General features: G+C 71.8%; 21 protein-coding genes. 10 read left to right on the top strand and 11 right to left on the bottom strand.

All coding sequences use genetic code 11. The features are described 5' to 3' along the window. Positions 1-162: 162 nt before the first annotated feature. The gene (locus tag CG719_RS28390) at positions 163-1,182 is read left to right on the top strand and encodes an LAETG motif-containing sortase-dependent surface protein (RefSeq protein WP_234375800.1); all 1,020 of its coding nucleotides are present in this window, start codon (positions 163-165) and stop codon (positions 1,180-1,182) included. A 112-nt stretch (positions 1,183-1,294) separates the two neighbouring features. On the opposite strand, the gene CG719_RS28385 is transcribed toward CG719_RS28390, so the two are convergent. After that, positions 1,295-2,833: an LCP family protein gene (locus CG719_RS28385; protein WP_100571552.1), complete on the bottom strand. Its 1,539-nt coding sequence runs from the start codon at positions 2,831-2,833 to the stop codon at positions 1,295-1,297. Positions 2,834-2,979: 146 nt separating this feature from the next. After that, positions 2,980-3,213: a hypothetical protein gene (locus tag CG719_RS28380; protein ID WP_199836815.1), complete on the bottom strand. Its 234-nt coding sequence runs from the start codon at positions 3,211-3,213 to the stop codon at positions 2,980-2,982. Positions 3,214-3,360: 147 nt separating this feature from the next. On the opposite strand from CG719_RS28380, the gene CG719_RS28375 reads away from it, so the two are divergent. After that, complete coding sequence (locus tag CG719_RS28375) at positions 3,361-3,747, top strand: hypothetical protein (RefSeq protein WP_100571550.1); 387 nt, start codon at positions 3,361-3,363, stop codon at positions 3,745-3,747. Positions 3,748-3,893: 146 nt separating this feature from the next. After that, positions 3,894-5,288, top strand: a complete 1,395-nt coding sequence (gene ftsW, locus CG719_RS28370) for a putative lipid II flippase FtsW (RefSeq protein ID WP_100571549.1) — start codon at positions 3,894-3,896, stop codon at positions 5,286-5,288. A gap of 10 nt (positions 5,289-5,298) precedes the next feature. Here the strand turns inward: ftsW and rodA are convergent, their stop codons facing one another. Further along, positions 5,299-6,504 carry a rod shape-determining protein RodA gene (gene rodA, locus CG719_RS28365; protein WP_100571548.1) on the bottom strand — a complete coding sequence of 402 codons (1,206 nt, stop codon included), beginning with the start codon at positions 6,502-6,504 and terminating at the stop codon, positions 5,299-5,301. A gap of 205 nt (positions 6,505-6,709) precedes the next feature. On the opposite strand from rodA, the gene CG719_RS28360 reads away from it, so the two are divergent. Continuing rightward, a complete protein-coding gene (locus tag CG719_RS28360; RefSeq protein WP_442802752.1) occupies positions 6,710-8,524 on the top strand; it encodes a phosphatidylglycerol lysyltransferase domain-containing protein in 1,815 nt (604 codons plus the stop codon). A gap of 4 nt (positions 8,525-8,528) precedes the next feature. Continuing rightward, on the top strand, positions 8,529-8,939 hold the full coding sequence (locus tag CG719_RS28355; protein ID WP_100571546.1) for an ArsR/SmtB family transcription factor: 411 nt from the start codon (positions 8,529-8,531) through the stop codon (positions 8,937-8,939). A gap of 28 nt (positions 8,940-8,967) precedes the next feature. Here CG719_RS28355 and CG719_RS28350 read toward each other — a convergent pair whose 3' ends face one another. The 6 genes from CG719_RS28350 to CG719_RS28325 all read right to left on the bottom strand — a co-directional run bounded on the left by CG719_RS28350 (position 8,968) and on the right by CG719_RS28325 (position 15,545). Beyond that, the gene (locus tag CG719_RS28350) at positions 8,968-10,341 is read right to left on the bottom strand and encodes an ABC transporter ATP-binding protein (RefSeq protein ID WP_100571545.1); all 1,374 of its coding nucleotides are present in this window, start codon (positions 10,339-10,341) and stop codon (positions 8,968-8,970) included. Between the two features lie 68 nt (positions 10,342-10,409). Next, the gene (locus CG719_RS28345) at positions 10,410-12,170 is read right to left on the bottom strand and encodes an ABC transporter permease (RefSeq protein ID WP_100571544.1); all 1,761 of its coding nucleotides are present in this window, start codon (positions 12,168-12,170) and stop codon (positions 10,410-10,412) included. A gap of 369 nt (positions 12,171-12,539) precedes the next feature. Next, positions 12,540-13,247 (bottom strand): hypothetical protein, encoded by a 708-nt coding sequence (locus CG719_RS36790; protein ID WP_234375799.1) that lies wholly within the window; start codon positions 13,245-13,247, stop codon positions 12,540-12,542. After that, positions 13,244-13,672, bottom strand: a complete 429-nt coding sequence (locus tag CG719_RS28335) for an ATP-binding protein (protein WP_100571619.1) — start codon at positions 13,670-13,672, stop codon at positions 13,244-13,246. The genes CG719_RS36790 and CG719_RS28335 overlap by 4 nt, the downstream gene beginning before the upstream one ends. Before the next feature lie 456 nt (positions 13,673-14,128). Beyond that, positions 14,129-14,917 (bottom strand): anti-sigma factor, encoded by a 789-nt coding sequence (locus CG719_RS28330; protein WP_100571618.1) that lies wholly within the window; start codon positions 14,915-14,917, stop codon positions 14,129-14,131. Between the two features lie 25 nt (positions 14,918-14,942). Next, positions 14,943-15,545, bottom strand: coding sequence for a sigma-70 family RNA polymerase sigma factor (locus tag CG719_RS28325; RefSeq protein ID WP_100571543.1), 603 nt, complete (start codon positions 15,543-15,545; stop codon positions 14,943-14,945). A 349-nt stretch (positions 15,546-15,894) separates the two neighbouring features. On the opposite strand from CG719_RS28325, the gene CG719_RS36785 reads away from it, so the two are divergent. From CG719_RS36785 to CG719_RS28305, 4 genes are read left to right on the top strand one after another with little or no spacing between them, the layout of a single operon-like run. Then, entirely contained in the window at positions 15,895-16,446 is a 552-nt protein-coding gene (locus tag CG719_RS36785; RefSeq protein WP_234375798.1) for a plastocyanin/azurin family copper-binding protein, read from the top strand. Beyond that, complete coding sequence (locus CG719_RS28315) at positions 16,446-17,450, top strand: metallophosphoesterase family protein (RefSeq protein ID WP_100571541.1); 1,005 nt, start codon at positions 16,446-16,448, stop codon at positions 17,448-17,450. The genes CG719_RS36785 and CG719_RS28315 overlap by 1 nt, the downstream gene beginning before the upstream one ends. Next, positions 17,447-17,899, top strand: coding sequence for a hypothetical protein (locus tag CG719_RS28310; protein WP_100571540.1), 453 nt, complete (start codon positions 17,447-17,449; stop codon positions 17,897-17,899). Before CG719_RS28315 ends, CG719_RS28310 begins: the two co-directional genes overlap by 4 nt. 20 nt (positions 17,900-17,919) lie before the next feature. Then, on the top strand, positions 17,920-18,228 hold the full coding sequence (locus tag CG719_RS28305; RefSeq protein WP_100571539.1) for a hypothetical protein: 309 nt from the start codon (positions 17,920-17,922) through the stop codon (positions 18,226-18,228). Positions 18,229-18,317: 89 nt separating this feature from the next. Here the strand turns inward: CG719_RS28305 and CG719_RS28300 are convergent, their stop codons facing one another. Together CG719_RS28300 and CG719_RS28295 are read right to left on the bottom strand one after the other, a co-directional pair. Then, positions 18,318-19,052 (bottom strand): ABC transporter permease subunit, encoded by a 735-nt coding sequence (locus CG719_RS28300; protein ID WP_199836814.1) that lies wholly within the window; start codon positions 19,050-19,052, stop codon positions 18,318-18,320. Between the two features lie 2 nt (positions 19,053-19,054). Next, on the bottom strand, positions 19,055-19,996 hold the full coding sequence (locus CG719_RS28295) for an ABC transporter ATP-binding protein (RefSeq protein ID WP_100571537.1): 942 nt from the start codon (positions 19,994-19,996) through the stop codon (positions 19,055-19,057). 108 nt (positions 19,997-20,104) lie between these two features. On the opposite strand from CG719_RS28295, the gene CG719_RS28290 reads away from it, so the two are divergent. Further along, positions 20,105-21,325 carry a sensor histidine kinase gene (locus CG719_RS28290; protein WP_100571536.1) on the top strand — a complete coding sequence of 407 codons (1,221 nt, stop codon included), beginning with the start codon at positions 20,105-20,107 and terminating at the stop codon, positions 21,323-21,325. Positions 21,326-21,327: the final 2 nt, after the last annotated feature.

The raw sequence follows: 21,327 nt of genomic DNA, 5'->3' as shown, positions 1-21,327 counted from the left end.
CGCACACTACCGCCGGGCAGACCGGCCCCACGCCCGCGAGTGAGGCACGTCACACATTGACTTCGCGATTGTCGGGCAACCCTTCACCGCCCCCGGCGATCTCCTTTGCGCACACATCGACCACTTCTGTTTTTCGAGGTTCGCATGAAGATTCGCCGCTCCTTGGCTCTCGCAGCAGCCACGGCAGCCATCGCACCGGCCGTGCTTCTTGCGGCCCCCGCCGCCTTCGCGACGGGCAACGACCCGGTCACCTCGTCCGAGTCGACTCCCACGGACGACACGGAGTCGACCCCGTCCGAGTCGACTCCCACGGACGACACGGAGTCGACCCCGTCCGAGTCGACTCCCACGGAGGACGCGGAGTCGACCCCGTCCGAGTCGACTCCCTCGGAGGACGAGTCCGCCACCGACTCACCCAAGCCCACCCCGTCGGCGACCGTGACCTCCTCTCCGTCGGCCTCCCCCACGCCGGACCCGGAGCTGTGCAAGGACACCGACGACCTGAAGTTCGACAAGAACCTGCACACCAGCCTGTCCGGCCTGCCCTCGAAGATCGTCGCGGGCAGCGGCTTCCACAACTTCAAGCTGAACGTCAAGAACTCCGGTAAGAACGCCTACAAGCGCGTCGACCTCGGCGTGTTCGCCGCTCAGATCGACGAGAAGAACTTCGAGTTCAACACCAGCTACCTCACGCTGCAGTTCAAGGACCCGGCCACCGGCAAGTGGGTGGACATCTCCCTGGACGAGCGCGACGAAGGCGCCGGCTACCTCGGCTACACCGACGTCCAGGCCAAGGAGTCCTTCTCCATCGACCTGCGACTGAGCATTGGCAACAAGGCCCCGGCCGGCATGGGCTTCGCCATCTCCATCGGCATGTACGCCGACGACAAGGGCAACTGCGTCTACTCCAGCGACAACGACTCCTACCAGTTCGACGTCCTCGCCGCCGGCTCCAAGCAGGGCAACCCGGGCGACGCCAAGCCGCAGGGCGGCAAGAAGCCGCTGCCGGTCAAGCCGGCCGGCGACAACCAGATCGTCCCGGAGGGCCACCTCGCCGAGACCGGCTCCAGCTCGGCGCTGCCGATGATCGCGCTCGCGGGCGGTGCCGCGGTCGCCGTCGGCGCGGGCGCCGTGTTCGTGGTGCGCCGCCGCAAGGCCGGCAGCGGAGCCGCCACCGCCTGATCCGCGTCCCTGACGCACTGAGGCAAGGCACAAGGGCCGCACCCGCAGCAGCGGGTGCGGCCCTTCGCCGTCGGCGGGCCGGGCGGACAGGGCGCCGCGCCGGCGTGTCCGCCTACCCGTAGGACAGGTTGGTGCACAGGTCGTCGTCGGCCGAGCGGGCTTCCGCCGCCACCGAGGTGGGCATGGAGGTCGGCTCGGCCGAGGCCGCGTCCGGGGCGGCCGCGAAGTCCTCGCCCAGTACCACGTTGATGCCCGGTCCGGTCAGTGCCTGGAGCTCGGCCCCGGGGAAGAGCTTGGCGACCGTCTCGGCCTGGTCCTGCCGGCCGGGCCCGTACTGGATGACGGTGGTGGCGTGGTTCTGGCTGCCCGCGTTCCCCGTGGAGGTGACGGTGAAGCCGCGGCCGGTGAGGGTGGCGGCGCCCCGCGTGGCGAGGCCGAGGGTGGTGGTGCCGTTGTAGACGCTGACGTCGATGCCCTTCCCCAGGCCGGTGTCGGGAGACGGGGAGGCGCCCGCCTTGCCCTTCTTGCCCTTCTTGCCTCCGGCGTCCTTGCCGTCGATGGTGCGGTCGGCCCTGAGCGCGGCCCACAGCTCCGAGGCGTCCGGCTCCACGATGGCCACCCGCGCGCCCTGATAGCGCCACGGGATGGTGACGAACTTGGTGTTGTGCAGGTCCACGTTCTTCAACGACAGCGCGAACGACAGCAGCTTGTCGGCCGAGCCGAGACCGGGGTCCACGGTGAGCGACTTGGTCGCGGCGTCGGCGAGGGGCAGCAGCTTGCCCGGGGTGAGCCCGTCGGCCTTGACCTGCTTGATGAGACTGGCGACGAACGCCTGCTGGCGCTTGATCCGGCCTATGTCGGAGCCGTCGCCGATGCCGTGCCGGATGCGGACCCAGTCCAGCGCCTTCTGCCCGGCGACAGTCTGCTCGCCCTTGGTGAACAGCACGGAGCCGCGCGTGGCCCGGTTGGGGTTGAGGTCCTTCTGGTACACGTCCTGCGGCACGCACACCGGCACCCCGCCCACCACGTCGGTCAGCGCGGCGAATCCCTTGAAGTCGACGACGACGGTGTGGTCCACGCGCAGCCCGGTGAGCTGCTCCACGGTGTTCTGACTGCACGCGGGGTTGCCCTCGGCGGTGCCGCCCACGGAGTACGCGGCGTTGAACATCGTGTTCGGCTGCGCCTCGGTCCAGCTGCCGTCGGGGAGCTTGCAGGGCGGGATGGTGACCAGGGTGTCCCGGGGGATGGACACGGCGAGGGCGTGCTGGTGGTCGGCGTAGACGTGCAGCAGGAACGCGGTGTCGGAGCGGCCTATGTCGTCCTTGCTGCCGCCGCCGAGGGCGTCGTTGCCGCCGACGCGCGCGTCGGAACCGATGACCAGGACGTTCTCGCCCTTGGACGAGCCGGCGTCGGGCCGGTCGTCGGACAGGCCGTCGGCGCCGAAGGTGTTGATGTTGCCGTTGAGCTTCAGATACAGCCAGCCAACCCCCGCCGTGCCGAGCACCAGCAGGGACAGCGCCACGATCAGGGCGGTGCGTGCGCGGGTGCGTCCACCGCTGCCGCGGGAGGCGCGGCGCGAACCGCCCCGGCGCTGGGGCGGGACTCCCCTGCTCCGGCGGCGCGAAGGAGCGGTCTTGTGGCTGGTCGTCATGCGCGCACCCTCATCCGTCGTACTCATACAGAGGGGACGACTGACCCCACCCAATGGTTGTACAGTTGCGCAATGTAGCAACAGTCGATGAGGGGCCTTCGCGACGGGGTACGCGACCGGCCCGCACCCCGGCCGAGCGGGAGCGGTCAGGGGCTGGCCGCGTCGAATCCGTACCGCAGGGGCTCGCCCTTCGCGCGCGCGTCGCGGCGGTAGATGTAGACCGCCTCCACGCGCGCGTCGCCCCGCGGCGCCTCCGCCTGGCAGGGGAGCGCCACCTGGAGCACCCACGGCCGCCCGGCGACCTTGACCCGCATCCCGTCCGCCGGCCCGCCCACCAGGACCGCGGCATCCTGCCCCATCACGCCACCACCAGGTTCCATGGGGACAGTTTACGGGTTGCGCAATCGTTGACCCGAGCAGATCTCCCGCCCGCCCGGACCCCGGGCCGAAGTGCCCCCGGACCCATGATTTCGCCATCCCCCTTGCCCGGCTGGCGAATTGGGGACCCGACCGGGGAGGATGGGCACGTGAACCATCCTGCCGACCTCGTCCTGGTCTTCGACCGGGACGAGGAACTTGCCGTCTTCCCCTCGCTTCCGGCCGCGGAGGCCGGCCTCGAGGCCATCGACGTGGCGGACGGGGAGTTCGCGGCCTTCACCGCCGAGGGGCGCATCGTCGACCTGCGCGCCCCGGAGGGCGCGGAGGGCCCGGTCCTGGTCGCGCGCACCGAGGAGGACGGCCGGGAGGATCTGGAACGCCACCTGGCCCGCTTCTGGTCGCGCCGTCCCGGCCACGCTCCCCTGGGCCCCGAGGGCACCGCCCGCCTCCTCCTGGACGGCGGGTCACGGGCCGCGCGTCGTGGACCGCGGCGCTTCCGGAACCCGTTCCGGCGCCGTCGCGCGCCGCGCTCCTGACGGGACGGCGGCCGATCACCATGGCGACTCGTCCCGCGCGGCCGGGGCCGCGCGCCCACATACGCGTCCCGCGAAGCGGCGATGCGCCACCGGCGTCGGAGCGCCGGACTCATGGGGAGCACTCCCGTACCTCTACGGTTGCGCACATGCGCAATTCACAGAGTGTCCGCGCGGAGAAGCGCGCGCCGGGCGCGCAGGGCGCCAAGGCGGCACCCGAACGCCGGCCGGCCCCGCCGCGGGCCCCGGAGAAGGCGTCCCCGCGGCGGGCCCCCAAGGCGGCGGGCCGGCCGCGCGGCGGGCGTGCGGGACGTACGCCCGGACACAGCGCGCTCGACCGCGCCCGCGTGCGGCTGCGGCGGGCCTGGGACCGGCCGCTCACCGGCTACTACCTGGTGGCGGGCAGTGCCGCGCTGATCGCCGGCCTGGGGCTGGTGATGGTGTTCTCCTCCTCGCAGATCCAGGCGCTGCGCTCCGGTCTGCCGCCGACCTACTATCTGCGCCGGCAGATCATGGCCGCGGTGATCGGCGCGGCGCTGGCGCTGCCGGCCGCCCGTATGCCGGTGAAGGCGCACCGGTTACTGGCCTTCCCGCTGCTGGCCGGGTCCGTGCTGCTGCTGGCGCTGGTGCAGGTGCCGGGGCTGGGTCGGACCGTCAACGGCAACACCAACTGGCTCGACCTGGGCGGGCCGTTCGTGCTCCAGCCCAGCGAGTTCGCCAAGGTCGCGTTCGTGGTGTGGGGCGCGGACCTGCTGGCCCGCAAGCAGCAGCACAAGCTGCTGGACCAGTGGAAGCATCTGCTCGTGCCGCTGGTACCCGGTGCGCTGCTGCTGCTGGGACTGATGATGCTCGGCGGGGACATGGGTACCGCCGTCATCCTGTGCGCCGTGCTGTTCGGTCTGCTGTGGCTGGCCGGTGCGCCGCCGCGGCTCTTCGGGGCCGCCCTGACGGGCGCGGCACTCCTGGCCACCTTGCTGATCATGACCGCGCCGCACCGGGTGTCCCGGTTCGCCTGCCTCGGTGCGAGCGACCCGGGCCCGAACGACCAGTGCTGGCAGGTGGTGCACGGCCTCTACGCGCTGTCGACGGGCGGCCTGTTCGGCAACGGCATCGGCGCCAGCGTGGAGAAGTGGGGCCAACTGCCCGAGCCGCACACCGACTTCATCTTCGCCATCACCGGCGAGGAGCTGGGTCTGGTCGGCACCCTGTCCGTACTGGCCCTGTTCGCCGCGCTGTTCGCGGGCGGCCTGCGCATCGCCGCCCGCCACAAGGACCCGTTCGTCCGTCTGGCGGCCGGCGGCATCATCACCTGGCTCGGGGCGCAGAGCTTCATCAACCTCGGCGGCGTCCTGGGCCTGGTGCCCGTGGCGGGCGTACCCCTGCCGCTGTTCTCCTACGGCGGCAGCTCACTGATCGCCACCCTGTACGCGGTGGGGATCCTGCTCGCCGCCACCCGCAGCGAACCGGCGGTCCGCGCGGCGCTGGACGGCCGCGGACGCCGGATGCGCACGGCCCTGCTGCGCCGGCCCGGTCGCCGGCGCTGAGGCGCCGGGGTCAGGCGGACAACGGGCGTTGCAGACGGATGCCCTGGAGGATGCCGACGGCGACCCAGCCGGCGAACATCGACGAGCCGCCGTAGCTGACGAAGGGCAGCGGCAGTCCGGTGACCGGCATGATGCCGAGGTTCATGCCGATGTTCTCGAACGCCTGGAAGGCCAGCCAGGCCACGATGCCGGCCGCGACCACCGTTCCGTACAGGTCGGGGCAGGCGCGGGCGATGCGCAGCGCGCGCCACAGCACCACGCCGAGCAGGGCGATCAGCGCCCCGGCGCCCAGGAAGCCCAACTCCTCCCCCGCCACGCTGAAGACGAAGTCGGTCTGCTGCTCGGGCACGAACTGCCCAGTGGTCTGCGCTCCGTGGAACAGCCCCTGGCCCAGCAGGCCGCCGGCCCCGATGGCGATCCTGGCCTGGCTGGTGTTGTAGCCGACCCCGGACGGGTCGAGGGCGGGATCGGCGAACGCGGCGAACCGGTTGAGCTGGTACTGGTCCAGCAGATGCAGCTGCCACACCGCCAGGGCACCGAGGACGCCGACCGCGAGCAGTCCGGTGACCCAGCGCGCCGAGGCACCCGAGGCGAGCAGCACCCCGAGCACGATCACCCCGATGCCCATGAACTGCCCGAGGTCCGGCGTGAGGAGGACCAGCAGGGCGGGCACACCGGCCACCGCCAGGGACTCCAGGACGCTGCGGCTGTCCGGGCTCCGCCGGTCGCCCGTGTCCACCTTGGTGGCCAGCAGCACGGCCATGGCCAGCACGATGGCGACCTTGACGAACTCCGCGGGCTGGATGGACATCCCGCCGATCATGATCCAGCGGCGCGACCCGTTGATCGTGGCGCCCATCGGAGTCAGTACCGCGAGGACCAGCAGGAGCGTCACGCCGTAAAGGACGGGGACGAGGTCCCGCAGTCTGCGCGGGCCGAGCCACATGGTGCCGACGGCCAGGGCGATCCCGATGGCGAGGTTGACCAGATGGCGGGTCAGGAAGGCGTACGGGTCGCCTCCCGTCAACTGGGTACGGCCGCGGGTGGCGGAGTACACCAGCAGCGCGCCGAGCACGGACAGCGCCAGCGCGGCACCCAGCAGCGGCCAGTCCAGCCGCCGCAGGACCGTACCGAACGCCGTGCGCGGCCGCGGTCCCGCGCGCAGGACCGCCGCCCGCGTGGCGCCCGGCTCCCTGAGCCTGCTCCCGACCTCCATCGCGACTCTCCTTCGCTCTGGCTCGCCCGGTTCGTCCCGTTTCGTCCCGGCAGGCCGTCCCGGGTCCCGCACGGCGCGGGACGTCATCATCACCCACTTGCGCAATCCGTTGATTGAAGCACGCCGGGGAAAGATGTGATCACCAGCCCCGCCCGTGGTCACACCCGCTCAGCAGGCTCTACGCTGGCCCCTCGTGAAGGACTCCGTGACCACCGACGAAGGCGCCTCGCGGAACCGTCTTCGCGCCGCCTACCACCGTGTGCCCGCCGTGGCCGGTTACCTGTGCCTGCTCGTGGGCGTGCTCGACGTCGCGGGGGCGATCTCCCCTCGTATGCGGCACGGACGGGTGCAGACCCTGGCCGGGGCCCTGCCCGGGGCCGTGTCGTCCCTGGCGACCGCCGCCTCGCTGATCGTGGGCGTGCTGATGGTGATGCTCGCCCACGCCCTGCGGCGCCGCAAACGGCGGGCCTGGCGGGCGGTGATGATCCTGCTGCCCACGGGAGCGGCCCTGCAACTGCTGCGCTGGCACCAGCACGTGCCCGGCGCCGTCACCGTGCTGCTGCTCGTGCTGCTGCTCGTCGCCCGCCGGGAGTTCTACGCGCTGTCCGACCCACGCACCCGGTGGCGGGCGGTGTGGAACTTCCTCCTGCTGAGCGCCTTCAGCTTCGGCGCCGGACTGCTGATCGTCGGCGCGCACCCCAGGAAGGTCGTCGCGTCCCCGCTGTCCGACCGGATCCAGCACGTCGCCTACGGTCTGATCGGCATCGAGGGACCCGTGCACTACTCCAGTGCGCGCACCGCCGACCTCGTGTACTTCTCGCTCGCCGGGCTCGGCCTGCTGACCGCGGCCACCACCCTCTACCTCGCGCTGCGCCCCTTCACACCCGTACCCGTGCTGGGCGACGACGAGGAGCGGCGGCTGCGCGCCCTGCTGGAACGGCACGGTGAGCGGGACTCGCTCGGCTACTTCGCGCTGCGCCGCGACAAGAACGTGCTCTTCTCCCCCACCGGCAAGGCGGCGATCGCCTACCGGGTGGTGTCCGGTGTGATGCTCGCCGGCGGCGACCCGATCGGTGACGTGGAGGCCTGGCCGGGCGCCATCAAGGAGTTCATGGACACCGCCGCCCGTCACGCCTGGGTTCCCGCGGTGATGGGGTGCAGCGAGACCGGCGGCGAGGTGTGGACCCGCGAAGCCGGTCTGAACGCGCTGGAGATCGGCGACGAGGCCGTCGTCGACACCGAGGCCTTCACCCTGTCCGGGCGGCCGATGCGCAATGTCCGGCAGATGGTCAACCGCATCGAACGGGGCGGCTACAGCTGCCGCATCCGCCGTGTGCGGGACCTGTCCGAGCAGGAGACGGAGCAGATCCGCGCGGCGGCGGCTGCCTGGCGCGGCACCGAGGTGGAGCGCGGCTTCTCCATGGCCCTCGGCCGCTTCGGCGAGGCCGGCGACGGCGACTGCGTGGTCGTCACCGCCCACAAGGAGCCGGACGCCGGCGCCTCCGCCCCGGGCGGGGACATCCGCGCGGTCCTGCACTTCGTGCCCTGGGGCCCGGACGGGATCTCCCTGGAGCTGATGCGCCGCGACCGCACCGCCGACCCCGGACTGAACGAACTCCTCATCGTCAAGGCCCTCCAGCAGGCCCCCGGCCTCGGCATCAGCCGGGTCTCGCTGAACTTCGCGATGTTCCGCGCCGCCCTCGCCCGCGGTGAACGCCTGGGCGCGGGACCGGCGCTGCGCGCCTGGCGCGGCCTGCTGCTGTTCCTCTCCCGCTGGTTCCAGATCGAGTCGCTGTACAAGTTCAACGCCAAGTTCCAGCCCCGGTGGGAGCCGAGGTTCCTGATCTACCCCACGGCCCGGGACCTGCTCCGCATCAGCCTGGCCGCCCTCCAGGCCGAGGCGTTCCTCAACCTGTCCTGGCCCGTCCCGTGGCGGCGCGGGCCCCGGCGTCCGGAGACCGTGCCCGCCGGGGCGAGGCCCGCCGCGTTGGAGCCGCCCGGGGAACCGCCGGTACCCTAGTTGCATGGATACGCAAGCACAGGGGTGGGACGCCGAGGCGGCGGACCGGGCGGTGGCGGTGCTCAAGGCGGTGGCGGACCCCTCCCGCTACCGGCTGCTGTGGGCGCTCAGCCACGGCGAGCAGCCGGTGAGCGAGCTGGCACGGATGCTGGGTGCCCATGTGGCCGCGACCTCCCAGCACTTGGCCAGACTCCGGTCGGCCGGTCTGGTGACCACACGCCGAGAGGGCACGCGCATCTACTACCAGGCCGCGGGGGTACGCCCCCTGCTGGAGGCCGCCCACCTCGCGGTCACCGAGGGCGACGGACCGAAGGGCGGCGGCCCCGGCGGCGAGGAAAGCGCGCCCGCACCCCGGCGGGCCACCGCCACCAGCCCGGCCCTCTCGCGCCGTCCGGCCCTGGGCGGCACCCCCTGAGGCGGCTGACCCGCGGTGCTCGGGCGGTCTACAGGGTGCCCGTGGCTCCGGCCGCGTCACCGGTGTCGTCGCGGCGGTACTCCTCGGGCCCGGCGTCGTAGGCGTACAACTCGCCGTAGCGGCCCCAGTCGGTGGCCGTCTCCAACTGCTGGTCGACCTGCTCGCTGGTGTAGTGATGGGCCAGCAGATCGCGGAAGAACCCGGCCCGCGCGGTGCCGTCGGCCTTGCCGCGCACGCTGCTGGTGATCACCTTGACCAGCGGCAGCTGGATCGCCGCCCGGCCGAAGATGGTCTTCGACTCCTGGACGTCGGCCCCGGCGAACGCGGTGCCGGTGTCGGTGAGCAGCAGGTCGTCACCGCTGAACCCGGCGAAACCGAGCAGGTCCAGGGCGTCGACCTGGGGCATGAGGTCGTCGACCTCCAGGCCGAGGTCGTCGGCGAGGTCGGCGAGGTCGCACCGTCCGCCGCGGTGCAGCACCAGCTCCGCCAGACCCGACAGCCCGTCCACGCTCGCCTGCGGCAGCGGGGTGTTGGCCACCGTCCGCCTCTCCAGGTCGGCCGGCTCCTGCCGGCCGGGGGTGCGGCCCTCCTTCTGCCGGCCTGTCATGGTGCGGTAGACGCGGTCGATCATGTCCTCGAAGGCGGCGGAGTTGCGGTCGCGGGGCCGGTCGAGCCCGACCTCGAAGACCTCCCGGATGGTGCCGTAGGGACGGGAGCCGAGCACCACGATCCGGTCCGCCATCAGGACGGCTTCCTCGATGTTGTGGGTGACCAGCACGATGGCCCGGGTGGGGAACTGGCCGGACTCCCACAGCTCCATCAGCTCGCCGCGCAGGTTCTCCGCGGTGAGCACATCCAGCGCGGAGAAGGGCTCGTCCATCATCAGCACGTCCGGCTCGACCACCAGCGCGCGGGCGAAGCCGACGCGCTGGCGCATGCCGCCCGACAGCTCCTTGGGGTAGGCGGACTCGAATCCGTCCAGGCCGATCAGGTCGATGGCCAGACGGGCGGCCTCGGTGCGCTCCACGGGGTGTACGCCCTTGGCCTCCAGGCCGAGTTCGACGTTCTGCTGCACGGTCAGCCAGGGCAGCAGCGCGAAGGTCTGGAACACCATCGCCGTACCGGGGTTGGCGCCGGTCAGCACTGCGCCCTTGTAGCTGACGGTGCCGGAACTGGCCGGGACGAGTCCGGCCATGCAGCGCAGCAGCGTCGACTTGCCCGAGCCGGACTTGCCCAGCAGCGCGACGACCTCACCGGCGCGGACCTGGAGGTCGATGCCGGAGAGCACGGGCAGTTCACCGTCGGCGCCGGCGTAGGACTTCGTCAGGCCGACGGTCTCCAGCAGCAGCTCGCCGTCGGCCGGGCGGTCGTTCTTCGTGACCTGGAGGGTGTTCATCGCCATGGCATGTCCAAGCTGTGGGGTGCGGAGTGCGGGGTACGGATGGGGCCCGGGGTGCGGACGGAACGGGATCACAGGGAGTACCGGGCCTCGGCCAGCCGGTACAGGCGGCGCCAGAGGAAGCGGTTGAGGCAGACGACGTAGGCGCTCATCACGACGACGCCGGCGATCAGCTGGGGATGGTTGCCCTCCTCCGTGGCGCGGGCGATGTAGGCGCCCAGGCCCGTGGCGGTGAGCGTGACCCCACCGAAGGTGACGACCTCGGCGACGATGGAGGCGTTCCAGGCGCCGCCGGAGGCGGTGATGCCGCCGGTGACGTAGGCGGGGAAGATGCCGGGGATGATCAGCCGCCGCCAGCGCTGCCAGCCGCTCACCCCGAGGTCGTCCATGGCCTCGCGCAGGTCGGTGGGGATGGCCATGGCTCCGGCGATGGTGTTGAACAGGATGTACCACTGGGCGCCCAGGGCCATCAGGAAGATGCCGCCGATGTCTATGCTCAGACCGGTCCGGAGGAAGAACCACACCGCGAGCGGGAAGAGGAAGTTCGCCGGAAAGGACGCCAGCACCTGCACCACCGGCTGGGCGATCCTCGTCAGCCGGGGCGAGAAACCGATCTTCACGCCGATCGGCACCCACACCACCGTGGCCACGGCGACCAGGACGACGACGCGGGCGAGGGTGGCGAGCCCGAGCAGCAGCGGCTCGCCGAACACGCCCAGGCCGGTGCGGTCGTACAGGTAGAGGCAGAGGTCGACCAGGCCCCAGACGATCAGGCCGCCCGCCACCAGGCCGAAGGCGACGTCCCCCGCGCGCCGCCTGCCGTGCTGCACCACGAGCGGCCGGTCGTCGGTGCCGAATACGCTCCCGGCCCGGCTGAGCGCCCGGCCGGCCGGGCGCAGCAGGCGGCCGGCGAGCCGGGGCCAGTCGGAGCGGCGCAGGAAGTCCAGGACGACCGACCGCTGCACCTCGCTGGCCTCGGACTGCTCGATCTTGAACTTCTCCGCCCAGGCGGTCAGCGGCCGCCAGAAGAGGAAGTTCACCCCGATCACCATGACCGCCATGGTGAGGATCGCGCAGCCGACCTTGGCCAGGTCGCCGTCGGCGATCGCGGCCCCGGCGTAGGAGCCGACGCCGGGCAGGGCGTAGTCGGTGTGGCCGAGGGTGACCGCCTCGGAGGCGACGAGGAAGAACCAGCCGCCGCCGAAGCTCATCATGCCGTTCCAGACCAGGCCGATCATCCCGGCGGGCAGTTCCACCTTCCAGAACCGCATCCACCGGGTGAAGCCGAACGACCGTGACAGCTCGTCCAGTTCGCGGGGCAGCGAGGTGAGGGAGTGGTAGAAGCCGAACGTCATGTTCCACGCCTGGGAGGTGAAGATCGCGAAGATCGCGGCGCACTCGAGGCCGAGCATCGAGCCCGGGAACAGGGCGACGAACCCGGTCACCGCCACGGTCAGGAACGCCAGCACCGGTACGGACTGGAGGATGTCCAGCGCCGGGATCAGGATCCGTTCCAGACGGCGGCTCTTGGCGGCGGCGTAGGCGTAGACGAAGGTGAACGCCGTGGACAGGACCAGGGCGACGCACATGCGCAGCAGCGAGCGGGCCGCGTCGTAGGGCAGCTGACCGATGCCGGTGTCCACCTTCGCCGACTGGCTGGTGGAGAACGAGAGCGTGACCCCTTTCCCCACCCGCAGGGTGACGTACAGCAGCACCACCACCGCGGCGGCGACGACCAGGTCCACCCAGGTCATGCGGGTGAGGCCGCCGGCGAACCGGGCGGGGAGCGAGGTCCGCGACCGCGAGGCGGGCACACTCGTCCGGAACGACATCACAGGCACCTCCAACCGCGCTCCACCCGGACTTCGGCACATGGACGCCCTGGTGCGAGCACACCGCGACGCGGCGGCGCTCGGACCAGGGCCGGCATGACAGGGTACGGCGAGAAAGCGGCGAAAAGAGAAGGAAGAAAAGAAGAGGGAAGAAAGAGAATAAAAAGAAGAAAGCGGACGACCGGGGTGGCGGTCAGAGACTGCCGGAGAGGCCGCTCGGACTGGGTGGGTCGATGTCCACGAGTGCCTCCGTTCAGCCATGCGTTCCGTCGGGGAGCACGGGCCTCGCGCACGGCGCGACAGGCGGGTGCCGACAGGTAGTGTGCCGGTCATTGCGTCGATACGCAAATAAAGCCGCCCGGGGGCGGGTCAGGCGCCGGGCCGCCCCGCGGACTCCCAGGCGGCGTATTCCTGACGGACGTAGGGGCGGCGACTTGTGCCGCGCGCGATCGCGTCGGGCTGGTGCGGCCCGACCACCAGGCCGGGCCGGCGGCGGTCGTGCAGCACGAGCTCCGCGGCGGTCTGTGCGGCGGCACCGACCGGGCCGGGGCAGGGGCCGGGGCTTTCCAGAGCCATACGGTCCATGAGGGCTGCCCGCCGCAGCAGCCAGGCGCGCTCGGCGACGGCGGCGTCGACCGGCGGGCCGGTGACGGTCCTGGCCTGCCGGCCGTCGCGCTCGGCCCCGAGGGCGAGTACCTGGTGCATTTCGCGGCGCAGGTCGGGCGCGTTCGCGTACGCCTCATGCGGGGACGGAGCGTCGATCTCCTCGCCGGTGTCCGGGGTGACGCCTTCCCCCGGCACGCCGAGGCGGACGCCACACCGTGTGCGCAGCACCGTGTCGTGGTCCAGGCCGCCGCGATCGAGGACCAGTGGGGCCGCCGGGGACCGCACGGGCACCCGGGCCGGACCCGGACAGCCGTCGACGGGGCACGGATTGTGGGGCGCGAAGGCCCACTCAGGGGCGTCGTCGGTGGACCCTGCGTCGAGACGGCCCCCGGTGACCGGCAGCCGCCGCGTCGCCGTCGCGCAGGGCCCGGCCTGGGGCGGCGGCTCGCACGGGAATCCGGGGCCGATCACGCCGAGCACCTCAGGCAGGCGCGGACTTCGCGGCCGCTGCGCGTCTGGTGGACCTCGGTCGACTGTGCGAGGTACCGGACGATGCCTGTGCCGCGGCCGTGCTCGTCCGGGGCGATGTCGGGGCGGGGGCGCTCCACGGCCGTTCCGGAGTCACTGACCACGATGTTCAGGGTGCCGTGATCGAGGACGAGCAGCAGGGTCATGCGCTCGCGGCCGTACTGGGCCGCGTTGGCCGCGAGTTCGTCGACGATGAGAACGGCGGAGTCCCGCTCGCTCTCGGGAACTCGCCAGGTCTCCAGCAGATCGGCCGCGAAGTGGCGAGCGGAGGAGACGTGCTCCTCCCGCGCGGGCAGAGTGAGCAGCGCCTCGTGGCGGCAGCGCCGGGAGAGCAGTGAGCTCGGGCGGGGGGAATCGGTTACGAACATGGCCTTCTGACTCTTCTGTGGATGTACGGAGACCGGAACGTGGGTGACCGCCAACACATTCGAAGAGCGGTCGCTATGCCGGATCCTGCAGGGGAGCCTTCATTCATTTCCACGGACGGCACACGCCGAACGGTTCGAGCAATCCGCGCCTTTTGCTCCACTTCTTGTGGGTCAGGTCAAGGCCCGCGGAGGGCTGAGCTCGCTCGCCGTGACCAGGAGAGCCGAGGGCGCCGGCCGTTGGCGACCGGCCACCGGGAGCGTGCACGCCCGGCTGCCCGCTCACGCGTCAAGTCGGCCGACCGAGGACCGGCCCCCTCGCGACAACCGACGGCGAGGGCGACCGGTCCCACTGCCGTGGCAGCCGCAGAAGGAGAGCGGGCGGAAGTCCCGTGAACGACCGTGGTCCGGTACGCCAGGAGTCCGCCCGACGCAGGGTCGGGCGGACTCCTGGCGATCTCACGCCCGGACCGTGACCAGCTTCTGACCGTTGCCGGCGACGATCTCGAAGTGCTCGATGGCACCCGGAGACATGGGGACCGCCCCCGGGACCGTGGTGCCGGAAGGGTACTCGCCCGCCCGCCAGGTGGCGCCGTCCGCCCTGACGCCGCCCGGCCCGACCGCCTGCAGCCGGCAGGTGATCCCGGCGGGCGCCCCCTTGGCGGAGACCTGCAGGGCGCTGCCCCAGGCCGAGGGCGAGACCTTCACCGAGGCGGTGACGCCGGTGGCGGGATCATGTCCGGAGAAGGTGCGCGACGGAGCCGGCGTGGTCGGTCCGGGCGGCGTCGCCTCACTGCCCACGGACCCGATGGTCGCCAGCCAGGTGCCGCCGACCGCTCCCGCGGTGAGCATCAGGGAGGCGGCGGCGCCGGCCCATTGCAGCCTCCAGGTCCTGCGGCGCCTGGCCGCGGCCCGCTGGAGCATCCGGTCGAGGAGACCGGCCTCGGGCGCCTGAGGGGCCGCGGGCACGTCGGAAGGCGCCGGAGGCGAGGCCGGTGTGCTCTCGACGGCCCGCCGCACCAGCCGATCGGTCAGGTCCCTGCTGGCCGCGGGCACCGCCTGGTCCGCGGCCTCGGCTTCGGTGACCGTCGCGAGCAGCGCCGGCAGGCCCGCCAGCTCGGCGTGCTCCTCCCGGCACTCGTCGCACACCGCGAGGTGGGCGCGCACCTGCTCCCTTTCCGTCGGGGACTGCGTGCCCAGGACGTATCCTCCCAGCGCCAGCCGGAGTGCGTCGTGTTCCGCGCTCATGGTCACCACCTCCTCCATGCCACCGTCATGGCTCGACGCCCCGCTCCCGCAGCGCCAGTCGCAGGGCGTGCAGGGCGTAGTACGTCCGCGACTTCACGGTGCCCAGCGGAATTCCCAGCACCTGTGCGGCCTCCGCCATGGTCCGGCCCCGGTAGTACGTCTCCAGCAGGACCGCGCGGTGATCCGGGGACAGCGTCCGGACGGCGTCGGCCATCGCCCAGCTCTGCAGCGCCTGCTCGATCTCGTCCTCTCCCGGTGTCTGCTCGGCGGCCCGCTCCAGCGCGTCGCCGCCGGCCTCGGCCGGCCTGGCCTGCCGGGCCCGGTGGGCGTCGATGACCAGGCGCCGGGCGACCGTAAACAGCCATGCCCGGGCCGGGCCTCGTGCGGGGTCGAACGCGGCGGGATGCTGCCACGCCCGCAGCAACGTCTCCTGCACGACATCCTCCGCCCATTGCCGGTCTCCTGAGGTCAGCCGAAGCGCGTAGTGGAACAGGGGGCCCGCGTGCTCGGCATACAGGGTGCGCAGCAGTTCCTCGTCCGTGGTCGAAAGGGTCCCTCTACCAGAGACACGGTCCGCGGAGCGATCCGGATCGACCCTCGGGCCACGTTTTCGGGAACTCCAGGGCATAAGATGATCATTGCGCATATTTACTACTTTGTCTTGTGATGCACCACCTAGAAGCGGTAACTCTCCGTGAGTATCGTCAGGGCCGCGCGTGCGGAACGCCCTGAGGGTCGGCCAGTCCGCGGCGACCCAAAGGAAATGTCACAAAAGGTGCGCATCGACCGAACCGCACTACCCCCGCCGCCCGTGGAGTCAGACAAGAGCCGACATACGCGGCACATCTCGCCCACACCCCGAGCCACCCTCGGCTCGCGGACGCGGAACTGCCGTATGCCGCCGGTGACTTCACTTCGTTTGCGTGCACTCGGCCGACACATTCCCCATCTCAACCTGACCGTGAGGAACGAACAGCATGCACCCGCACCTTCGTACACCAGGCCGGCGATCACGCGTTGCGGCTGGGCTCGCCGTCGCCACCATCGCCACCGCCGGCACGCTGGGGCTCCTGAGCGCATGCGGCCAGTCGCCGCACCCCTCATCCACCGGTTCCGGCGCCATCACACCGGGACAGGGGCAGCACCGGACGGCCGGCATGCCCGGCGCCTCCAAACCGGGAAACGCGACGGGCGCCGCTCCCGGCGCCTCACCCACGCCCAGTATGAGCATGCCCATGAACCCCCCGAGCACCGGCACGTCGGCCGCGCCGGTGTCGGGGAACGCCGTGGCGATCAAGAACTTCGCGTTCTCCCCAGCCACGCTGAAGGTCAAAGCGGGCACGACGGTGACCTGGACCAATCAGGACACTGAAGCCCATACCGTCACCAGCTCCGGAACGGGTGGTCCGTTGCATTCGGCCGGCCTCGCCACCCATGCCACCTACCGCTACAAGTTCACCAAATCCGGCACCTACCACTACCTCTGCACCATCCATCCCTTCATGACCGCCACCGTGGAGGTGACCTGATGACCGAGTACCACGAACCTCACCAAGGAGCGTCGGCCGGTGGCACCGAGCAGCCCGCCCGCGAACACGGCATGTCCCGGCGTCAACTCATCCGGCACGCGGGGTGGTTCGGCGGAGCCGTGGCGCTGACCGTGGCCGGTGGAGAGGTGATCAGCCACATCGCCGGCTCCCGGGACACCGCCGCCGAGGCCGCGGCTGCGGGAAGCGGCACGACCGCGAACGGCGTGCTGCGGTTCGTGCAGGTCTCCGACAGCCACATCGGCTTCCAGGGGCCCGCGAACATGGACGTGGCCGGGTCATTCACCGAGGCGATCCGCCAGGTCAACTCGCTCGGTTTCCGGCCCGACTTCGTGATGCACAGCGGGGATCTGACCCATCTCTCCACGTCCTCGCAGTTCGACCAGGTCAGGCAGATGATGACGGGGATGCGGACCGACCGTGTCTTCACGGTGCCCGGCGAGCACGACTCCATCGGGGACGCAGGACGCGCCTACCGGCAGACCTTCGGCAAGGGCACGCTCGGCGAAGGCTGGTACAGCTTCGACACGCACGGCGTGCACTTCGTCGCCCTGGTCAACACCCTGAGCCTGGAGAAGCTCGGCCATCTCGGCGAGGAGCAGATCGAGTTCGTCCGCAGGGACCTCAGGGGACTGTCCTCGGACACGCCCATCGTGGTCTTCAGTCACATCCCGCTGTTCGCCATGTACCCGCGGTGGGGCTGGAGTACGGACGACGCGCTCCGTGTCATCGCGCTGCTGCGCCGCTTCTCCTCCGTCACCTGTCTCAACGGGCATGTCCACCAGCTGTTCGCCAAGACGGAGGGCAACATCACCTTCCACTCCGCCACCACCACGGCCTATCCGCTGCCGAAGCCGGGACGGGCCCCCGCCCCGACTCCGCAGGTCGTGCCCGCCCGGCAGCTCAAGGACGCACTGGGCATCCGCAGCGTGGGCTACCGGCAGGGTGACCGGGAGCTGGCGATCAAGGATGAGAGGCTGGCATGACCGTCGGAGGACTCCTCGCGCCGGCCACCCGTGTGGGGACCGCCGCCACGCTCGCCGGGAGCGGATACATCCACGCCCGGCTCTACGCCGACGAATACCGCTTCGTCCACGTCGTAGGTCCCCTGTTCCTGCTCCAGGCCAGCGTCTCCTTCGCGGTCGCCGCGCTGCTGCTGATCGGGATGCCGCCGCTGCTGAGGGTGGCCGCCGCCGGTGTGGCGCTGGGCGCCCTCGGCGGCTTCGCCGCCTCACGCACCGTGGGCGTGTTCGGATTCACCGAACACGGTCTGCAGCCTGCCCCACAGGCGTTGCTCAGCATCCTGGCCGAAGCAGGCACCCTGCTGCTCCTCGCCATCTGGCAAGCGACCGTGACCAGACAAGACCGCGCTGCCCGGCCTCCCCTCAGGGCACCCGTCTGGGACCAGGCCATCACCCGCACACCACCAGAGTGACGGAACCAGGGAGTATCCCCATGCCACCGCAACCGCACCCAGCAACCTCCGGGCTGTGCCCGCACCTCCGCGAGCTGAGGGACGGCGTGCGCGCCCTGCTCAGCCTGGATGACGACACCGCCGTCATCATCCGCCAATTCACGTACACCGAACCCGGCCATCCACCGCTGGAAACCGTCGTCACCGTGCTGGCCATGGACGGCGAGGCCCACCGCTGGACACTCCACCGCCCCGCCGACCAGATCACCGAGCACGACCTACGGGCCGCCCTGGCTCCACCACCGGCCGAACTGACGCCCACCTCCAGGACCGGCCTGGATGCCACGTAGGACGACAGTGCCCCGTGACCGGGATGAACGGTCGCGGGGCACTGCTGCGTTCTGAGTGGCCCGGCGGTCGAGGACCCCGGGCCAGGGTGTCAGGCGTCGCGCCGGCGCACCGCCCACCAGCCGGCCAGCAGCGCCGACGCCGCCCACAGCGCCGTCACCGCGAGGCCCGTCCAGGGTCCGAGGCCGCCCGCCGCCTCCTGGTGCAGGATCTGCTGTCCGGCCCGGTCCGGCAGATAGCGGGAGGCACCGTCGGCGACGTCCCCGACCACGAAGGACACGATCAGGATGAACGGGATGAGCAGGCTGATCACCGCGACGGCGCTGCGCAGCAGAAAGGTGAGTCCTGCGGCGAGGAGGGCCATCAGCGCGAGGTAGATCCCGGCGCCGACGCAGGCCCGCAGCGCTTCCGGTGAGCCGAGGCCGATGGCGTACTCCCCCAGGAACGCCTGGCCCACAAGGAAGGTGGCGAACCCGGTCACGAGCCCCACGGCGAGGGCGGCGGCACCCACGACCGCCGTCTTGGCCACGCAGAACAGGCCCCGCCGCGGCACGGCCGACAGGGAGACCCGCAGGGCCCCGCTCGCGTACTCGGACGAGACGGCGGTGGCCCCGAAGGCGATGGCGGCGATCTGCGCGAAGTTGATCGCGTAGAAAGCGCCGAAGAGTGGGTCCTCGCCGCCCTTCGCCTCCGCCTGGCCCACGGTGGAGTAGACGAGCAGGGTGATGGCCAGGGTGGCGGCGAAGACCGCGACGAGCGAGCCGAAGCTCGCCCGGACCGACCGGATCTTGATCCACTCGGAGTGGAGAACGGCTGTGACGGACATGGTCACACCTCCTGCGCGGTGGTCGGGGAGACGGCGGCCGCGGCGGCGAACTCGGCCTCGCCGGTCGTGAGGGCGAGATAGGCCTGCTCCAGGGAGGCCCGTTCGTCGGAGAGTTCGAGGACCGGAATGCCTTCGCGGGCGGCGACGGCTCCGACCTGCTCGGCTCTGGCGCCTTCGACCACCAGCGGGCCCCCGTCTCCCTCCGCCACCGTGTATCCCTCGGCCAGCAGCGCGGCCCGCAGCCGGGCGGGAGCGCCGGCCCGCACCCGGACGCGCGGGTGGCTGCGCTGTTCGATGAAGTCCTCCATGGGGGTGTCGGCGAGGAGCCGGCCCCGGCCGAGCACGACGAGATGGTCGGCGAAGGCCGCGGTCTCGTTCATCAGGTGGCTGGAGACCAGGACCGTGCGGCCTTCCCCAGCCAGCCGTCGCAGCAACTCGCGGATCCAGACGATCCCTTCCGGGTCGAGGCCGTTGGCGGGTTCGTCCAGCATGAGCACGGGCGGGTCCCCGAGGAGCGCGGCGGCGACGCCGAGGCGCTGGCGCATGCCGAGGGAGAAGGTGCGGATGCGGCGGCCGGCCACGGAGGCGAGACCGGTCTCCTGGAGCACCTCGTCCACGCGGCGGGCCGGGATGCGGTTGCTGACGGCGAGGAAACGCAGCTGGTCGCGGGCGGTACGGGAACCGTGGGCCGCCTGCGCGTCCAGCAGCGCGCCGACGGTGCGCAGGGGCTCGCCCAGGGCCGTGTAGGGGCGGCCGCCCACGGTGGCGGAGCCGGCGGTGGGACGGTCGAGGCCGAGGACGAGCCGCATGGTGGTGGACTTGCCGGCGCCGTTGGGGCCGAGGAACCCGGTGACCCGGCCCGGTTCGATGGTGCACGTCAGACGGTCGAGGGCCCGGGTGCCGCCGTACTCCTTGGTGAGGCCTCGCACTTGGATGCTGTTCATGGCTTCAGCGTGGCCGCGCGGGCGGGTGCCTGGCCTCCCCCGCGGGAGGAGACCGCCTCCCCCGTGCGGGGGAGCCGACGGTTCCGCCCGCTCTGCCAGGATGGCGGCATGCCTGGCCTGCTGTCGCCGCTGACCCGTGCGGTCACCTACACCCGTTGGCTCCATCTGGTGGTGGGGGCGATCGTGCCGATCGTCTGCGCGATGGTCTATCCAGGCCTGGTCAAGCCGACGCCCGGCGACTGGGCACTGATCGCGGTGCTTCCCGTCCCGCTGGTCCTGGCAGCGGCCATGGTGCCCTCGATGCGCCGCGCGGAGGGGCTCCAGGCACGGCTGATGCTGTTCCCCGGACCGCACGCGCGAGTGCGGAGCGAGGAGGATCCGGGGGTTTCCGCGGCGCCGTCCGCCTCATGGAGCGACCGGGCCAGAACGGGTGCCTGGATGGTGCTGCGCATGGAGGCGGGACTCGCGCTCGGGCTGGTGTCGGACCAGTTGCCGGCGCTCTCGCTGTCGCTGGCCGGGGCGGCCGCCGGGAGCCCCGGCGTCACCGACTCGCTCCTGACGCTTCCCGGGTCCCATTGGTGGTACGCCCTCCTCGTCCCGGTACCCGTGCTGGTGCTGCTCGCGGTGGCCGCCGCGGCGGGCGCCCTCATGGCCCAGGCCGCCCGCCGCCTGCTCGGGCCGTCGGTCAGGGAGCGTCTGTCGGAGTTGGAGCAGCGCACCGAGCGGCTGCTGGAACGCAACCGGATCGCACAGGAGTTGCACGACTCCCTCGGCCACGCGCTGACCCTGGCCGTGGTCCAGGCGGGTGCCGCACGGGCAGCCGCCGACCCGGAGTTCACCGGCCGGGCGCTGGAGGCCATCGAGGAGACCGGCCGGGCCGCGCTGGAGGACCTGGAACAGGTGCTGCTCATGCTGCGGGACACGGGACGGCCCGCCGGCCCCCGTCCCGCGCTCGGCGAGGCGGACCGCTTGCTGGAATCCGCGCGGTCCTCGGGTGCGCGGGTCGACGCCGAGGTGACCGGGCCGCTGGAGGACGTGCCCGGGCCCATCTCCCGCGAGGGCTACCGGATGCTCCAGGAGGCGCTCACCAACGTCCTGCGGCACGCGGGGCCGGTCGACGTCCGGGTACGCATCGCCGTGGAGCAGGCACGGTTGCGGCTGGAGGTGCGCAACCAATTGGGCGGCGGGGCGGCGGCCCCGGCGGCCGGCGCGGGTGGCGGCCGCGGGCTGCGCGGGATCCGGGAGCGGGCGGCGCTGCTCGGCGGCGAGGCACGGGCGGGGCAGGACGGCGGCGGGTGGCTGGTACGCGTCGACCTGCCACTGCGCTGATC

The sequence above is a fragment of the Streptomyces sp. CB01373 genome (genome assembly GCF_002803075.1).
Classification (GTDB): domain Bacteria; phylum Actinomycetota; class Actinomycetes; order Streptomycetales; family Streptomycetaceae; genus Streptomyces.
This window is presented reverse-complemented; position numbering and strand designations above follow the sequence as displayed.